This window comes from Sphingobacterium sp. (assembly GCF_039596235.1).
GTDB lineage: Bacteria > Bacteroidota > Bacteroidia > Sphingobacteriales > Sphingobacteriaceae > Sphingobacterium.
On record NZ_JBCNKE010000012.1, the window covers coordinates 101,941 to 119,832 of the forward strand.

Annotated in this window: 15 protein-coding genes; 8 read left to right on the forward strand and 7 right to left on the reverse strand. The window is 41.3% G+C overall.

Features of this window, described 5'->3' with window-relative positions; genetic code table 11:
• The first annotated feature begins 61 nt into the window (after positions 1 to 61).
• The 3 genes from recJ to ABDW32_RS22050 all read left to right on the forward strand — a co-directional run bounded on the left by recJ (position 62) and on the right by ABDW32_RS22050 (position 4,270).
• The gene (gene recJ, locus ABDW32_RS22040) at positions 62 to 1,762 is read left to right on the forward strand and encodes a single-stranded-DNA-specific exonuclease RecJ (RefSeq protein WP_343565984.1); all 1,701 of its coding nucleotides are present in this window, start codon (positions 62 to 64) and stop codon (positions 1,760 to 1,762) included.
• A 239-nt stretch (positions 1,763 to 2,001) separates the two neighbouring features.
• A complete protein-coding gene (lptB, locus tag ABDW32_RS22045) occupies positions 2,002 to 2,736 on the forward strand; it encodes an LPS export ABC transporter ATP-binding protein (protein ID WP_104383903.1) in 735 nt (244 codons plus the stop codon).
• A gap of 19 nt (positions 2,737 to 2,755) precedes the next feature.
• Positions 2,756 to 4,270 (forward strand): GH3 auxin-responsive promoter family protein, encoded by a 1,515-nt coding sequence (locus tag ABDW32_RS22050; protein ID WP_343565985.1) that lies wholly within the window; start codon positions 2,756 to 2,758, stop codon positions 4,268 to 4,270.
• 68 nt (positions 4,271 to 4,338) lie between these two features.
• On the opposite strand, the gene ABDW32_RS22055 is transcribed toward ABDW32_RS22050, so the two are convergent.
• Positions 4,339 to 4,497, reverse strand: coding sequence for a hypothetical protein (locus ABDW32_RS22055; protein WP_167457296.1), 159 nt, complete (start codon positions 4,495 to 4,497; stop codon positions 4,339 to 4,341).
• 318 nt (positions 4,498 to 4,815) lie between these two features.
• On the opposite strand from ABDW32_RS22055, the gene ABDW32_RS22060 reads away from it, so the two are divergent.
• Positions 4,816 to 5,886 (forward strand): branched-chain amino acid aminotransferase, encoded by a 1,071-nt coding sequence (locus ABDW32_RS22060; RefSeq protein ID WP_077438819.1) that lies wholly within the window; start codon positions 4,816 to 4,818, stop codon positions 5,884 to 5,886.
• Between the two features lie 160 nt (positions 5,887 to 6,046).
• Here ABDW32_RS22060 and miaA read toward each other — a convergent pair whose 3' ends face one another.
• The 4 genes from miaA to pdxA all read right to left on the reverse strand — a co-directional run bounded on the left by miaA (position 6,047) and on the right by pdxA (position 10,382).
• A complete protein-coding gene (miaA, locus tag ABDW32_RS22065; protein WP_343565986.1) occupies positions 6,047 to 6,973 on the reverse strand; it encodes a tRNA (adenosine(37)-N6)-dimethylallyltransferase MiaA in 927 nt (308 codons plus the stop codon).
• Positions 6,974 to 7,019: 46 nt separating this feature from the next.
• Entirely contained in the window at positions 7,020 to 7,610 is a 591-nt protein-coding gene (locus ABDW32_RS22070; RefSeq protein WP_343565987.1) for a hypothetical protein, read from the reverse strand.
• Positions 7,611 to 7,656: 46 nt separating this feature from the next.
• A complete protein-coding gene (locus tag ABDW32_RS22075; RefSeq protein WP_343565988.1) occupies positions 7,657 to 9,090 on the reverse strand; it encodes an HD domain-containing protein in 1,434 nt (477 codons plus the stop codon).
• Positions 9,091 to 9,326: 236 nt separating this feature from the next.
• A complete protein-coding gene (gene pdxA, locus ABDW32_RS22080; RefSeq protein ID WP_343565989.1) occupies positions 9,327 to 10,382 on the reverse strand; it encodes a 4-hydroxythreonine-4-phosphate dehydrogenase PdxA in 1,056 nt (351 codons plus the stop codon).
• Between the two features lie 166 nt (positions 10,383 to 10,548).
• On the opposite strand from pdxA, the gene rsmA reads away from it, so the two are divergent.
• The 3 genes from rsmA (at position 10,549) to ABDW32_RS22095 (ending at position 13,571) form a co-directional block, all read left to right on the forward strand.
• Positions 10,549 to 11,328, forward strand: a complete 780-nt coding sequence (rsmA, locus tag ABDW32_RS22085) for a 16S rRNA (adenine(1518)-N(6)/adenine(1519)-N(6))-dimethyltransferase RsmA (RefSeq protein WP_343565990.1) — start codon at positions 10,549 to 10,551, stop codon at positions 11,326 to 11,328.
• Position 11,329: 1 nt separating this feature from the next.
• The gene (locus tag ABDW32_RS22090; RefSeq protein ID WP_343565991.1) at positions 11,330 to 12,499 is read left to right on the forward strand and encodes an FAD-dependent monooxygenase; all 1,170 of its coding nucleotides are present in this window, start codon (positions 11,330 to 11,332) and stop codon (positions 12,497 to 12,499) included.
• 127 nt (positions 12,500 to 12,626) lie between these two features.
• On the forward strand, positions 12,627 to 13,571 hold the full coding sequence (locus tag ABDW32_RS22095) for an NAD(P)-dependent oxidoreductase (RefSeq protein WP_343565992.1): 945 nt from the start codon (positions 12,627 to 12,629) through the stop codon (positions 13,569 to 13,571).
• 127 nt (positions 13,572 to 13,698) lie between these two features.
• Here ABDW32_RS22095 and ABDW32_RS22100 read toward each other — a convergent pair whose 3' ends face one another.
• The gene (locus tag ABDW32_RS22100) at positions 13,699 to 14,568 is read right to left on the reverse strand and encodes a hypothetical protein (RefSeq protein WP_343565993.1); all 870 of its coding nucleotides are present in this window, start codon (positions 14,566 to 14,568) and stop codon (positions 13,699 to 13,701) included.
• Between the two features lie 185 nt (positions 14,569 to 14,753).
• Between ABDW32_RS22100 and acs the strand changes: the two genes are divergently transcribed.
• The gene (gene acs / locus ABDW32_RS22105) at positions 14,754 to 16,670 is read left to right on the forward strand and encodes an acetate--CoA ligase (RefSeq protein ID WP_343565994.1); all 1,917 of its coding nucleotides are present in this window, start codon (positions 14,754 to 14,756) and stop codon (positions 16,668 to 16,670) included.
• Positions 16,671 to 16,738: 68 nt separating this feature from the next.
• On the opposite strand, the gene ABDW32_RS22110 is transcribed toward acs, so the two are convergent.
• Positions 16,739 to 17,731: an energy transducer TonB gene (locus ABDW32_RS22110; RefSeq protein WP_343565995.1), complete on the reverse strand. Its 993-nt coding sequence runs from the start codon at positions 17,729 to 17,731 to the stop codon at positions 16,739 to 16,741.
• Positions 17,732 to 17,892 lie beyond the last annotated feature (161 nt).

Genomic DNA, 17,892 nt, shown 5'->3' on the forward strand with positions numbered 1-17,892 from the left:
TAGGAATTAGGTAAGTCCAGCCTTAAAACGTATATTTACACTTAAAATATTGTGCAAAGATATGCAAAAAAGGTGGGTACTAAAATCTAAAACTGATGTCAAAATAACCAACAAACTGCGCGAGGAATTAAATATCAACGCTGTGTTAGCAGAGTTGCTCGTCAACAGGGGAATTGGAAGTTTTGACGAAGCCAAACAGTTTTTTAGACCTCAATTGTCCGATCTGCACGATCCTTTTTTGATGAAGGATATGGAAAAGGCCATTGCCAGAATCATTCAGGCTATCGGCAACAAAGAAAAGATTCTGATCTATGGCGATTACGATGTGGATGGTACCACCGCTGTCGCCGTAGTCTATAGCTTTTTCAGAGAATTTCATAGTCAATTGGAATTTTATATTCCCGACCGTTACGCGGAAGGTTATGGCATATCCACCCAGGGCATTGATTACGCCGCTGCCAATGGTTTTTCTTTAATTATCGCATTGGACTGCGGGATTAAGGCTATTGATAAAATCGACTATGCCAACACAAAGGGAATAGACTTTATCATTGGCGACCACCATCTCCCTGGCGACGAACTTCCGAAGGCTTTTGCCGTATTGGATCCAAAACGCGCAGATTGTGATTATCCCTATAAGGAACTTTCGGGCTGTGGCATTGGCTTCAAGATCATCCAGGCTTTTATTCTGATCAATGGCATGGATATCAATGCCTGTTATCAGTTTTTGGATCTGGTTGCCGTCAGTATTGCGTCAGATATTGTCCCAATTACGGGGGAAAATAGGATCTTAAGCCATTTCGGACTGATCAAGCTCAACTCTAATCCCTGTGTGGGATTAAAAGCCTTGATTGACTTATCCAACAATAGAACCAAGATCTTTACGGTCAATGATATTGTCTTCCAGATCGGCCCACGGATCAACGCTGCCGGCCGCATTGACCATGCCAAGGATGCTGTCAAATTATTAATTTCAAAATCCTTACAGGAAGCAAAAGACTTTAGTTCGAGCATTGATGACCAAAACAATGTCCGCAAGGATTTTGACCTCAAAATAACCGAAGAGGCGCTGGCACTGATTGAGGATAACGTAGTTCTCAAGAGCCGTAAATCTACCGTATTATACAAATCCGACTGGCATAAGGGTGTCATCGGTATTGTCGCTTCCCGATTGACCGAAAAATATTACCGTCCCACAATTATATTGACGGAAACAAATGGTCATATCGCGGGTTCCTGCCGATCGGTGATCGGATTTGATTTGTATGAAGCACTGAGCGAATGCGCTGACCTGCTCGAGCAGTTTGGAGGCCACAAATATGCGGCTGGACTGACGATGTCACTCGACAATGTCAGTCTGTTTCAGGATCGCTTTGAAGAGGTTGTCGCCCGACGGATTAGCCCCGAAATGCTGACACAGGAAATTCAGATCGATGCTAAGCTTCATCTGAAAGATATAGACGCCAAGTTTTTCCGTATACTTCAACAATTTGAACCTTTCGGTCCGCAAAATGAATCACCAATTTTCCTGAGCAAAAAGGTGAGTTCAGTGGGGCCGGCTTTCCCGGTAGGTACAAATCATTTAAAAATGACCGTTGTCCAGGAAGATTCCGCATCTTTTGATTGCATCGGTTTTGGATTAGCAGAACATATCGACCATATCAATTCGGGACAGAGTTTCGATATCTGTTATAGCATCGAAGAGAACGTGTGGCGCAATAAAAGAAACTTGCAGCTAAATATCAAAGGAATCCAATATTAGTTTTTTTAATCTGGATAATGCATATGAGAGATTCTTAAAATAGCTGCACTCTTCAGATCTAAATACTAACATCTAAATACTTAATTCTAAAAAGATATTAAATATATTTACCATAGATTTGTACGAAAATGTTCCAACAGCAATTCTCTTATCGGAGTGAGTGTGAGCTATTTTTTGATAGCTGAGAGGGAACAGATGCTCAAGGAAAGAACAATATAGCGAAAAGATAAATCAAGAAGATGATTTTAAAGGCAGAACATCTCATAAAAAAATATAAGCAACGTACAGTTGTCAACAACGTTTCCTTTCATGTGGAGCAAGGAGAAATTGTCGGATTATTGGGGCCAAATGGGGCCGGAAAGACAACATCCTTCTATATGATTGTTGGACTGATCAAGCCCAATGAGGGTAAAGTATTCCTGGATGACCAAGAGATCACACAAGATGCGATGTATCAGCGTGCGCAACGTGGAATAGGCTATCTGGCTCAGGAGGCGTCTGTCTTCCGAAAATTATCTGTGGAGAATAATATCCTTGCGGTATTGGAGATCCACTACCCGAACAAAGAAGAACGCATGGCCAAGCTGGAAGAACTGCTATCCGAATTCAGTCTGCACCGTGTCCGTAAAAATAGGGGTGATCTTTTGTCCGGGGGGGAGCGCCGCCGTACGGAAATCGCCAGGGCCCTAGCGGCAAATCCATCGTTTATCTTATTGGATGAGCCTTTTGCAGGGGTTGACCCGATTGCCGTAGAGGAAATACAAACGATCGTTGCGAAACTCAAAACACGTAATATTGGTATTCTCATCACCGACCACAACGTACAGGAAACCTTGTCCATTACGGACAGAGCTTATCTTTTGACCGAAGGAAAGATCATGCTTACGGGCACACCGGAAGAAATTGCCGATAATGAGCTGGCACGCAAATTCTACCTCGGTCGTCATTTTGAATTAAGAAGGAAAAAATTTTAAAGCATAACGAATACCCTCTATGGCCCTATTAAACTCCATTTTTACTTGGTTCATGAAAAAAAGGATTCATCAGATCGAGCTTTTCATGAAATATCCCCACGATGTACAAGAAGAATGGTTCCAGAGTTTAATTTCCACTGCCGAGGCTACGGAATGGGGAAAAAAATACGATTATACCAGTATACTTACACCCGAAATCTTCAAAGAGCGTGTACCTATACAGGACTATGAAGATATTAAAGGTTATGTCGACCGAATGATCAAGGGGGAGCAGAATATTTTGTGGCCTTCGGACATCAAATGGTTTGCAAAATCTTCTGGAACAACTTCTGACCGCAGCAAATTTATACCGGTGAGTGAGGAGGCCTTGGAAGAATGCCACTTTCAAGGCGGCAAGGATATGTTGACAATATACTGCCACAATAGGCCTGAAAACCGCGTTTTTACAGGAAAATCTGTTGTCATTGGCGGTTCCTCGCAGATCAACAACTTTAGTCCGGACTCCTATTATGGCGATTTATCTTCAATCTTGATCCGCAATCTTCCTTTTTGGGCGGAATTCAAACGGACTCCCAATATGGAGGTCACTTTAAATCCGAATTTTGAAGAGAAAATAGAGCAAATCGCACAGATCACCATCAAAGAAAATGTCACCAGCCTGGCCGGTGTACCCACCTGGAATATCGTGATGGCCAAACGCATATTGGAAATCACAGGTAAGGACAATCTCCTGGAAGTATGGCCAAATCTGGAATTTTATGGTCATGGTGGTGTGAGCTTTAAACCCTACCGCGAGCAGTTCCATAAGCTGATTCCTTCGGATAGGATGTACTATCTAGAAAACTATAACGCCTCTGAAGGGTATTTTGGTTTACAGGATGAATCGGATTCTGAAGATCTCCTGCTCATGTTGGATTATGGGATCTATTACGAATTTCTTCCCACGGAACGCATGCATGAGGAAAACCCGACTACGCTACGCCTGGATCAGGTAGAAATCGGCAAGAATTATGCTTTGATCATTTCTACGAATGCTGGCCTATGGCGCTATAAAATAGGTGATACGATCAAATTCACCTCCCTATCCCCCTATCGTTTTCAGATATCCGGACGTACAAAACAATTTATCAATACATTTGGTGAAGAAGTAATCGTTGACAATGCCGAACAAGCATTGGCCGAAGCAAGCAAATTAACACATGCACGTATAAAAGATTATACTGCAGGTCCGGTATATTTTAAAGATGCCGAAGCCGGAGCACACGAATGGGTCATTGAATTTGAACAGCAACCCAACGATTTTAAGCGTTTTTGTGAAATATTGGATGCTAAGCTACGGGAAATCAATTCGGATTACGATGCAAAACGATTTAAGAACATGGCACTGCGACCGCCAATCGTTCATAATGCACCGACAGATACTTTTTATAAGTGGATGAAATCTAGAGGCAAATTAGGTGGACAGAATAAGGTTCCTCGATTGAGCAATAACAGAGAATATCTGGACCCACTTTTAAAAATTTTGGAGAGCTGACCGGAAGGTCATACTTTGGGAGATTAGCCAGGATTTTACAATACCATCCTGGCTAATCTCTTTTTGTTTTAGGGTTTGATTGCAGTTTTATACAAAAACACAAAAAAACCAAGGATAAAATTCACAGAAATACCTTTCTTTTGAATTTCAACATCCCGCTGTAACAATTCGCGAGTTTCACCCGATGTTACTTCATTGCTTTTGTTAAGACGGTGAGTCAATTCCATACTAAGTTTATTTTATGATAAGTGATTTTATAGCGTTAGCGATCCTTTGCCCATCTATGATCGCAGTCTTTATTGCCAAACTTTATGCCATAAATAAAGAAACAGCGTTAATTAACATAAAATTAATACATTTAATCAACAGCAGCCCTCTTTTGGAAATTCCCCCCATTTATTTTTCAATTTCATAGCAGAAGTGTAGTAAATTGGAGAATGACTGTCCGAAATAAAAGGCATTTTTCTGAACGGGAAATTATCATAGCAAAGTGCGTTTTATATTTCAATTTTTCCTAACTTAGCCTAAGTAATATAAAAAATAAGATGAACGCGACAGAGAACTATTCAATTCGCGTAGAGCCAACTCAAAATTCAAGACTCTCGCAAGTAGATTTCGACAATCTAAAATTCGGAAAGATATTATCCGACCACATGCTGGTCGCAGACTATGATGATGGTGAATGGAAAGATGTCAGCATCGTCCCTTACGGAGATATCAGCATCAGTCCTTCGATGTCTGCTTTACATTATGGTCAAGCAATCTTTGAAGGCATTAAGGCCTATAAATTTGCCGATGGTACAGTGAGTATCTTTCGTCCCGACAGAAACTGGGAAAGATTTAACAAATCTGCAGCTCGTCTACAGATGCCAGAGGTTCCTGAGGAAATTTTTATGGATGGTCTAAACAAACTATTGGATATTGACCGCAATTGGGTTCCGGCTAAAGAAGGTTCTTCTTTATATATACGTCCATTTATGTTTGGTACTGAAGGTGCCTTAGGTGTGCATCCGTCCAAATCATACAAATTTATCATTATCACTGGCCCGGTAGGTGCTTACTATAGTAAACCAATCAGTTTAAAAGTTGAAACTTACTATACCCGTGCAGCTGAAGGTGGTGTTGGTTTCTCGAAAAATGCGGGTAATTATGCATTATCGCTTTATCCAACGCAATTGGCTAACGATGAAGGCTACGATCAAATCATGTGGACGGATGCCGCTGAACACAAGTATATCGAAGAAGCCGGTACCGCAAACTTAATTTTCCGTATCGGTGATACGATCATTACGCCTCACGGTGATACCATCTTACATGGTGTAACCCGTCGTACAATTATGGAATTGGCGGAGAAATGGGGTTATAAAACCGAACAACGTAAGGTATCCGTACAAGAGCTTATCGATGGCATCAAAGCAGGAACAGTGACTGAAGCATTTGCTGCGGGAACAGCTGCAACGATTACGCACATTAGCCGCATTGGATTTGAAGGACAAGATTATAACCTGCCGCCAGTAGAAGGCCGCGAGTTCTCCAATAAAGTATTAAATTACCTGAATGAATTACGCTACGGCAAAGTAGATGATCCATTTGGATGGAACTACCTGGTAAAATAAACAGGTTATCCGCAATAAAAAAAGGCAGTTGGTAATCACCAATTGCCTTTTTTTACGCTTGTTTGTCTTTTATTGACTCATTTTTCGTTAAGGGATCAGCGCACAATCCCATCCCAGTTTATTGGCTTTAAGTCCTTTGATAAATTGTCATTAGATACAACTAGCTCTTTTCCTTGTCATCAGCTAACTTGCTGTTTATAAACTCAATAATCGCAGCAGTCTCAGTAGGTTGAAACCAACAGGTATCTCCATATTTTTTAAACCAGGTAATCTGCCGCTTTGCGTAACGCCTTGAATTTTGCTTGATCTTATCCACAGCTTCTTCCAAGGTGATATTTCCGTCAAGGTAGTCGAACAACTCCGCATACCCTACCGTCAACAAAGCCGGTTTACTCCTATAAGGAGCCAATGACTTTACTTCGGCCAGCAATCCTGTTTCCATCATCCGGTCTACCCGAAGATTGATCCGGGCATACAATTGGGAACGATCCATATTTAAGCCTATTGTCAGGATATCAAATGGTCTTTTCTCCATGTCTTTTTTATGATAGAATGACATGGGTTTGCCTGTTGCCTCAAATACTTCCAAAGCACGAACCACCCGCTGTGGGTTATCTACATCGGCGATCTGATAATAGGCCGGATCAATTGTTTTTAACCGCTCCTTCATCTGTTCAAGTCCCAATTGGATCATTTCGTTGTTGAGCCTTTCACGGACCTCATCCCCAGCTTTCGGAAGGTCATCCAGTCCCTCACAGAGTGCACGCACAAAAAGCCCAGACCCGCCAACCATGATAACCACATCATGTTGCTTGAAAAGTTCGTCCAACTTGAGCAAAGCCTCCCGTTCAAAATCCCCCGCGGAATAATCTTGGGTAATGGAATGTGAATTTATAAAATGGTGCGGAGCACTAGCCAGCTCTTCCGGATCTGGCTTTGCTGTACCAATGCTCATCTCCCGGTAGAACTGCCGTGAATCGGCAGAAATAATTTCGGTATTGAAATATTGAGCCAATGAAATAGCCATTGCAGTTTTTCCAACAGCAGTCGGACCTACAATGGCTATCAGTGTTTTCTTTTTTGCCATAATATCTGCTTCAAATGCGCAAAGATGCATTGAAAGCATTTTTCAATTAATATTCGTCTTCGTAGCCGTTGGACCCTTCACGTTCTTCTTCGCCTTCGCCCTCCTCATCTTCGTCTTCACTGTCAAAGCCATCTAATTCGTCCTCGTCATCCACACCATATTGCGTGTCATCTTCTTCAATATATTCATCTTCTTCGACCGAATCCGACACAGGGAAATTAGCCGCAGTCATTGTTTTAGGTACCTGACCAACAGATTTAAATAATGCCGGGTACTCCTTGCCTGCTTCTTCTTTTAGGATCTTGATCAGTTCAACCTGAAAATCATAAGGACGGTCAAAATTATAGATATAATAAAACTTTTGGTGTGGATCATCAATAAACTTACTCAGGCGAATATTCTCCATTAACAGGACCTCAGCATCTTTTTTTCGCTGTATTGGCTTAAATGCGATTTCTGTCCCTTTTTTCCATTGGTCATTGCTCACGTAAAAAGAGGAAGAAGCATCCGCAGCATAACCTGTCGTTTTATGGATTTCCTCGTGCATGTCTAAAAATGTACTTTTGGAAGGCATATCGATTTCACGATACACATCTTCATAATCTTCAAAAGTAACTCTAAATCTATAAATTGCCATCTTCTATGTATTCTTCTTTTTAGCAGTTTAAAATTAATACTATATTTTAAGAATTGGAAATTTCCAACGGGATTTCTTGTTTGACCGCCAAGCCCATGTCTCCAGCTTTTTTTACCAGATATTGATAAGCTTCGACCCTGGAATTTGGAATTTCACCTTCCAGAATAGCTTCACGGATCAGATTTTTCAACTGTCCGACGACACGCCCCGGTGTTAATCCAAAAAGTGTCATAATATCTTCGCCACTGATCGGAGGCTGCCAGTTTCGGATCTTGTCACGTTCCTCTACATCTTTTAGTTTCTGCTTGACAAGCTCAAAATTCTGGCGGTACTTTTTCTTTTTAAACTCATTCTTCGTTGTCACATCGGCATGACATAACATCATCAGGGCATCAATGTCATCACCTGCTTCAAACAACAAACGTCTGACAGCTGAATCCGTCACAATATCCTGTGCCAAAACTATCGGACGAAGATGCAGTTGCACGAGTTTCTGTACAAATTTCATCTTCTCATTCAGCGGCAGTTTCAATTCGCCAAAAAGCTTCGGCACCATACGTGCACCACGGTCTTCATGCCCGTGAAATGTCCAGCCTATCTTCTTATCAAAACGTTTTGTCGCCGGTTTGGCGATATCGTGCATAATAGCCGCCCAGCGCAACCACAGGTCACCGGACAGTTCACACACGTTATCCAATACTTCCAATGTATGGTAGAAATTATCCTTGTGCCCCTTTCCATCAATAATGTCCACGCCATGCAAGTTGTACATGGCAGGGAAAATCAGTTCCAATAAACCTGTATCAAAAAGATATTTAAAACCTAGCGAGGGTTTCGGTGAAAGAATGATTTTATTGATTTCATCGATAATCCGCTCTTTCGAAATGATCTTGATGCGTTCTTTTGTCTCTGTTATTGCTTTAATGGCCTCAATATCAATCTTAAAATTTAGTTGGGTCGCAAAACGGATCGCCCGCATCATGCGTAAGGGATCATCCGAGAAAGTTTCAATTGGATCGAGCGGTGTTCGGATAATACGATGTTCAAGATCACTTAGGCCATCAAATGGATCTACCAAAGCCCCATAGTCAGTCTTATTCAATGAAAAAGCCATGGCATTGATGGTAAAATCACGGCGGTTTTGATCGTCGGTCAAGGTACCATCCTCTACAATTGGTTTCCGCGAATTGGCGCGGTAAGATTCGCGACGCGCCCCCACAAACTCTACATTTATCCCCTCAAACACGAGCATTGCTGTTCCAAAATTTTTGTAAACAGCAACTTTCGTATGCAGTCTTTCGCCCAACAAGGTTGCAAATTCAATACCGCTTCCCACAACAACAATATCTACATCATTTTTAAATGGACGCTTCATCATGTAGTCGCGTACATACCCCCCAATGACATAACACTCGGTATTTGTCTGCTCGGCGAGCTCTTTGATTATAGAAAATATTGGATGTTGTAAATTATCGCACATAGTTAGAACAGCAGGTAAAAAACCAAACAGTTTGCAAAAGTAATACTTTTTTTAGTAATAAGTATGGAGATATTAGAATTGAGACCTTGGTCGTACCTGCTATACGCAGATACAATTCGTGTTTTATCTTGTCACTCTGGATTCATTATCATCCTTAATAACGGATATGATTCACCTTAGCTGCCCAACTTGGCCTATATAAGCTATACATTAAAAAATCAGCAATCCTTGGACTCCTAATCCCGATCCTTGGACAATTTGCGAAAGGCTAATGGATTTTTTAATAACTCAGCTTGTTCCCGACGGCGTTTGACAATATGCACTGCAGTAAAAATTGCTTCCATAAATGAGCCTGGGGAGGCTATATTTTTACCAGCGATATCGTAGCCGGTACCGTGATCCGGTGAAGTACGCACAATTGGTAGTCCGGCAGTATAATTTACTCCGCCACCTTTGGCTATATGCTTAAATGGAATTAATCCCTGATCATGGTACATGGCCAATACCGCATCAAATTTTTCATAAGCTCCTTTGGCAAAAAAACCATCAGCTGGATAGGGACCAAAACAGAAAATGCCCTGCTCATTTGCTTTTTCTATTGTTGGTCGAATAATCTGGTCGTCTTCAGTCCCGATAATTCCGTGATCTCCAGCATGCGGATTTAATCCTAGAATGGCTATTGTGGGTTTCTCTATCCAGAAATCCTTTTTTAGAGACTCGTTCATGAGGACCAGTTTTTTCAGTATTGCCTCTTCCGTGATATTTGCAGCTACTTCGTGTAAAGGAATATGCCCGGTCACCACACCAATGCGCAGTTCGTCACAGACCATAAACATCAGCACTTCGTCAGCTTCAACTTTGGCTTGTAAATATTCGGTATGACCAGGAAATTGAAATCCTTCCTGTTGAATATTGTGCTTGTTGATCGGGGCGGTTACCAACGCGTCAATTTTACCGGCTTTCAAATCTTCAATCGCTCGCTCGAGTGACAGAAAAGCATATTTTCCGCCAATTTCGTTCTCCTCGCCCAAAGAAATCTTGACATCTTCCTGCCAGCAGTTGATCATATTCGCCCTTTTTGGATGAGCCTGTTCAGCATCATTGATGACATTGAAACTAAAATCGTTAATTCCTATCGCTTTTCGGTGAAACGAGGCTACTTTTGTATTCCCATAAACAATTGGCGTGAAAAAATCACACATACGTTGATCTACCAATGATTTAATAATTACTTCAAGTCCAATGCCGTTAATATCCCCTACGGTAATTCCGATTTTTAGTTTATCACTCATCCTTTTTAAATGCTTTGAATCAAAAATAGGGATTTTTTTTTAGTATTGCGCAGTTAGATCTGAGTATTGAGATTTTGGTCAGACAAGCCCATGGCTTACAAACTGTCTCCGCTTTTTAATTTTGACTTTTTACTTTATAAAGCTTTTAAATTTCTAATTTTGCACTATGAGTACAGTTAGAGCAAAAAAACATTTAGGACAGCATTTCTTAAACGATAAGAATGCGGCCCAACGTATAGTAGAAGCATTGGATCCTAAATTGGGCTTCAGCCAGGTACTCGAAGTTGGTCCGGGAATGGGTGTCCTTTCTGATTTTTTATTACAGAAAGAAGAATATGAGACCTATCTGATCGATGTCGATGATGAGTCGATTGCCTATTTGGACGACAAATACCCGCAATTGGGAAAAAGATTGATCCATGGCGACTTTCTAAATCTTGATTTTTCACACTATTTCGGTGAAAAGATGGCTGTTATCGGCAACTTCCCCTACAATATTTCCTCTCAGATTCTCTTTAAAATTCTGGACGAACGTCAACGTGTTGTTCAGATGGCCGGTATGTTTCAAAAAGAAGTCGCTGAGCGCTGTACAGCGAAGGCGGGCAGCAAGGAATATGGTATCCTGAGCGTGTTCTTACAGGCCTACTATAAGGTTGAATACCTCTTTACGGTAAAGGCCGGCGCATTTAACCCTCCACCCAAGGTATTATCAGGTGTCATCCGCATGACTCGAAATGACCGCGAACAACTGGCATGCGATGAAAAGTTATTTTGGCGGGTCGTTAAAGCGGGATTCAACCAGCGCCGGAAAACTTTACGCAACTCCCTTTCAGGTGTAGTTCCGAAAGATAAGATGTCCGATAATCCACTTTATGAATTAAGGGCAGAACGTTTAACGGTCGACGATTTTGTCAGCCTGACCGACGAGATCGCAAATTGCCTCTGACATGAATTTCACAGATAACACTTTTATTATTATTGGCGGTGGGATCGCCGGACTGTGCGCAGCAATAGGCCTCCAAAAATTAGGAATTGAAGCCCATGTCTACGAAAGTGTTGCTGAACTTAAAGGTATTGGAGCGGGTTTTGGACTTGCAGCCAACGCCATGCAGGCTTTAGATCACTTGGGATTAAAGGATGAAATCAGTCAAATCGGACATTATTTAGGTTCTTATAATGTCTTGGATCAAAAGGGAAATATTTTGGTCGAGCCGAATACCAGATCAATCAGCCAAAAATACAAACAGGACAACTTCGCCATACACCGAGCTGACCTACACCGATTTCTTTTATCAAAAATCCCCGAAAGCCATGTTCACCTTGGCAAACGTGCGACCTCTTTTGAACGGTTAGGGGAAAAAGTCTGCATTCATTTTACGGATGGAAGCCAAGTTGTTGGCGCAGCATTACTTATTGCTGATGGTGTACATTCATTGCTACGTCAACAGCTAATCCCAGCGTCTTCTCCCCGTTACTCAGGTTATACCTGCTGGCGGGCAACAATAGATAATAGCAGTATCCAGCTCAAAAAAGGCACTGAAACCTGGGGGGCAAAAGGACGGTTTGGCATGACTCCGCTTGTTGGCAACCGTATTTATTGGTACGCCTGCATCAATAGCACACAGCAGAACCCGACGCTAAAAAACTGGACGACAGCAGAACTATTAGACAACTTCAAAGAATACCATGATCCAATTCCAACGATTCTATCGGAGACTAAGGATACGGAACTGATCAGGAATGACATTATCGATATTGCGCCATTAAGACAGCTCGCTTTTGATAATATTCTGTTGATCGGAGATGCGGGCCACGCTACAACGCCCAATTTAGGGCAAGGCGCCTGTCAGGCGATTGAGGATATTGCTGTATTACTGGATGAACTGAAAACAAGCACATCTATCCAACAAGCATTTGCCCGATTTGAAAGACGTCGCCTGGACCGTGTCAACTATATCTGTAACACGTCCTGGCAGATCGGGAAAGTCGCTCAATGGCAAAATCCTCTTTTGATCGGTATGCGCAATTTTATGATGAGAATACTACCCAATAGTCTCAAGCAACAACGGCTAAACAAACTATTGTCAGTAGATTTTATGCAAATAAACCGTAATTGAACGATCCTGATCTATTCCATCAATCGAGGGTGATCAGAGCCAGAAGTATTCGGCTGAGTTCTTGGAAATAACAGGAGGTAAAAATAAATCTGATCGCTTCATTACAAAAAAAAGCAAATTTAAAGGAATGAAAACTAATATTTTGATTGTCGATGACATCCACGAAATTATGTTGGAGAAATTTGAGCAGGCGGGCATCACTTATGATTACCGCCCAGATATTGACCGTGCGGAATCTGAAAAGATTATTGCAAACTATTCAGGCATGGTCATCCGTTCCAAATTTCAGGTAGACAAAGCATTTTTTGACCTAGCACCGAATCTGCGCTTTATCGCACGTGCAGGAGCCGGAATGGATAATATCGATGATGAAATTGCGGCCCAGAAAGGGATTGCATTAATTCCTGCCAATGAAGGAAACCGGGATGCCGTAGGAGAACACATGATCGGAATGTTACTGAGCCTAATGAACAATCTCAACCGTGGCGATCGACAAGTAAGGACTGGCCAATGGTTGCGTGAAGCCAACCGTGGCTATGAACTTAAAGGCCGTACAGTTGGTTTGGTGGGTTATGGTCATAATGGTATGGCAATGGCCAAAAAGCTTTCTGGTTTTGAGGTGGAGGTACTGGCTTATGATAAATACCGGACAAACTATACGGATCAATATGCCGTTGAAGCCAGTATGGAAACTATTTACGAGCGAGCTGATATTATTAGTTTCCATATCCCCTTGACCGCAGAGACAACAGGAATGATCGATGACATCTATTTATCGAAGTTTAACAAAGCTATCTTTTTCCTCTTGGGGGCCAGGGGTGGTATTGTACAGGTTCCCGCTGTATTGAATGGTCTTGACAAGGGCAGCATCCTAGGGGCAGCCTTTGATGTACTTCCTATTGAAAAATTCCCAAAACTGGCAGAACAGACCTGGTATCCAGACCTTATCAGCAGGGATAATGTCATTTTATCTCCCCATGTAGCGGGTTGGACATTTGAAAGCTATTACAAATTATCAGAAGTGGCTGCAGATAAGATTATCGCATTTTTAAAGCAACAGGATCCGCATTAATAACGAGACGGTGTGTCAATCGCAGGACTGTAAAATTAAAGCCCCCGTTCTTCGATGCATACAAGGGCGATGCGAGTGATTCAGTTATATAAGATATGAGGAGCCGAATGCTTGTCCAAACAAAATTTCAATACCAAATACTAAAGAAGACGACAATCAAAAATTGAAGGACCAGGCTACCATCCAATAAATAGGCATAATGGTAGTGGTCCTTGGTCCTGAAAACGGCGAATTTTAAGAGTATATATATCAGTATATTGGTTAAGACCAACCCCAACTTGACCCATAGCAAATATGGCGCAACAAGGATTAATAAACTATGTAACAGCAACAGCGTATAAGTAAGATTTTTAGCTTTCTTCTCCCCTAACATATTTGGCAATGTTCGCAGATGATAATAGGAGTCCTGCTGAATATCACGGATATCAAAAGGTAGTGTACAGATAATCAAGAATATAAATTTCAGTATACAAAGCGCAACTAGGACCCAACGGTTTATGACATCCCCGGTATTAAGAAGTTCAACATAGGGAAGTATCACACTACTACAAACCCACACCAACGCGATATGAAAGATCTTGGCACCGGGGATTTGCCGGAGCCCAACCTTTCGATCACGGAAGGTAAATAAGGGCATTCCATACAATAAGCTCAGCATTCCGATAAAGCCTAAAAAAAGGAACGAGTACAGGTGAATTTGTAACAAACAGTAACCGAGCACGGCCAAAGCGATAAAATTATTGAGCCACATCAGCCACTCGTTATTAAAAATCCAACGTGTACGGGCAAATTTTGATTCTTTTGGATTTTTGGGCTTGGACCACCACAAGCTAAAATTATAAAGTAATAATGTTGCGGAGCCTTCCACCAAAACAATAGACCAATTGATCGGCCTTTCAAATAGGATATAAGTCAGTGCACATTGCGCCATAGCGGCCAATGCAATCAAAATATTCGTATAAATGCTGATATAGAATATCTTTTTTAGAAACAACATGCCTGTTTAATCTTGCTGCAAGATAACAATCTTGATAGATAAAAGTAGTTTAACATTATATTAAACATCAAATTGTTGATAAAATGGGCAAAAACCGCTAAATTGTACACCGAAATTGAAATATTAAAAACAATTTCGCAACGATAACTTTATAAATTAAAATAATTCATAATAACCCTATAACAATGAGCCTACAAATAAAATCATTTGAAGAATATCAGAGTGAATATAAGCGAAGTGTAGAACAACCAGAGGAGTTTTGGGCGAGCATAGCGGATCATTTTTTCTGGAAGAGAAAATGGAACAAAGTGTTGAACTGGAACTTTGAGGAACCTAATATCAAATGGTTTGAAGGTGCAAAATTAAACATTACCGAAAACTGTCTGGATCGTCATATTTATGCAAATGGCGACAAACCGGCAATTATTTGGGAGCCAAATGACCCGAATGAAGCCCACCGTATCCTTTCCTATAAACAATTGTTACAGAAGGTCGAGCAATTTGCCAATGTATTAAAGAACAACAACATCAAAAAGGGCGACCGTGTCTGTATATATTTACCGATGGTTCCTGAGCTTGTGATTGCGGTATTGGCCTGTGCACGTATAGGAGCCATCCACTCGGTTGTTTTTGGAGGGTTTTCTGCACGTTCGATCGCTGACCGTATCGTAGATGCAGAATGTAAATTGATCGTGACCTCCGATGGCAGTTACCGTGGTAATAAAACCATTGGACTTAAAAATATTGTGGATGATGCGTTGATGCAATGTGATACTGTGGAGAGAGTTATTGTATTAACACGTACACGTACACCAGTATCTATGATCAAAGGGCGTGATGTATGGTGGGAAGATGAGATTAAGAAAGTAGAAACCCAGGGCAATCCGGCCTGCCCAGCAGAGGAAATGGATGCCGAAGATACGCTGTTTATCCTTTACACTTCAGGATCTACGGGTAAACCGAAAGGAGTAGTCCATACCTGTGGCGGCTATATGGTCTACACCGGATATACCTTTATGAATACCTTCCAGTATCAGCCAAATGATGTATTTTTCTGTACAGCTGACATTGGTTGGATTACTGGTCATAGCTATATTGTTTATGGACCATTATCCCAAGGCGCAACTTCATTGATGTTTGAAGGTATCCCAACTTTCCCTGATGCCAGCCGTTATTGGGATATTGTTGACAAGTATAAAGTCAATATCATTTACACCTCCCCTACAGCATTACGTTCATTAATGGCTTTCGGAGATCAGTTTGTCGATAAAAACGACCTGTCGTCATTGCGCGTATTGGGATCAGTGGGTGAACCGATCAATGAAGAAGCCTGGAACTGGTTTAACGAGAAAGTAGGTAAAAAGAATTGCCCCATTGTTGACACCTATTGGCAAACGGAAAATGGTGGGCACCTGATCACCTCCTTAGCTGGTGTTACACCAGAAAAAGCAAGTTATGCCATGTTCCCTATGCCGGGCATCCAACCCGCTTTAATGGACGAAAACGGCAAGGAGATTGAAGGTAATGACGTAACAGGCAATCTGTGCATCAAATTTCCTTGGCCGGGCATGCTCCGCACGACATGGGGAGATCATGACCGCTGCCGTCAGACCTATTTCTCCACTTACAAAGACATGTACTTTACAGGTGATGGATGTTTCCGCAGTCCAGAGGGGTATTACAAAATCACAGGCCGTGTGGACGACGTATTGAATGTATCTGGTCACCGCATCGGTACTGCCGAAGTGGAAAATGCCATTAATATGCATGCTGACGTCGTGGAGTCTGCGATCGTTGGCTATCCACATCCGGTAAAAGGCCAGGGTATATATGCCTATGTTATCGCCAATCACCATACAGATGCTGAAGCAACCAAGAAAGATATCATGGAGACTGTATCGCGTATCATTGGTCCTATTGCCAAACCCGATATTATCCAGTTTGTCAATGACCTTCCAAAGACACGCTCCGGAAAGATCATGCGTCGCATTTTACGCAAGATTGCCGAAGGAGATATTAGCAACCTGGGAGACACCTCTACGTTGCAGGATCCTACAGTAGTCGAAGGGATCATACAAGGTGCTGAAGGCCTGAAAAAATAGTTTTACAACCTTTAACAAAAAAGCCTCCCAATGGGAGGCTTTTTCGGCTTTCAATAAGTTTGCGAATTTTATCTTAAATTCAATCGTATTGGGAGGGTATAAGCCACACGCACAGGCTCGCCTCGTCGCAATCCAGGCTTCCACTTCCCAAATTTTTTTACGACACGTATACCGGCTTCCCCAGTACCAAAACCCAAATCCTGCTTGACTTTAATATCCTCTACCTCTCCTACTTTATTGATAACGAAATCTATCTCCACAATACCACTGACACCATTTTTCATAGCCTCTTTTGGGTAGTCAAAATTATTAGCAACAAACATCATCATCTTGTATGTTCCTCCCGGATACTCTGGATTGACTTTATATGTTGTTGAATCATATTGAATGATAGCGCCATTCTCCTTTGTTAAAGTCCCTGATAGTAACCGATCCTGACTATAGTTTTCTACAAAGGAATCTTGTCCAGCCCATCCCTTCCATTCTCCTTCACGTAAATTATTAACCATTTCACCTTCTTCATAACCCTCTTTTCCTTCTACATTCAAGCGAATATGTCCATTTCCATTTTCCAATTTTTTATTCTGAAGAGAATCATAATATACGATGTAAATTGGCTTTTTAACCTGCAACTTCTTTTTGTAAATTTCACTAGGATAAAAAACCATCATTTTCAATTTATTATTGGGATATAAGTAAAATGCGGAATCTACGAGTTCGCTTTCATCAGTAAAATTCTCTAAGCTCTTTAATGTACCATTTTCATAGAATTCATATTTCTTACCTTGAAATTGGAATGGAGTGCGCGCATTCTTACTGATACCGTTGAGTTTGATGGAATCATTACGCATATAATACTCCTCAATTCGATAGATTTTATCTTTGCCTTTGGCATCCACATGAACTGTCCTTAAAAAATAGGCCGAATCCTGTTGTTTTGTCTCATCACCATCTTTTTTATGATATGTGGTAAAGGCGATCTGTGCTGAAAGACTCAATCCACAAAGGTTGAGCAGAAGAAAACAAATAAGTTTCATCGGAAAATGCAGATAATACTTCATAATTCTTGTTAATATTATGAGGCAAGTATAGTAAATCCAATAGTATATAAAAAATATTTAACTCCATATTTCTTTATTGCACCGCACAAAATCCAGGCTCTACTCACAAGGGGTTTTCCACATCATGTTAATAACTATGTGGAAAACATAAACCCTGAAGT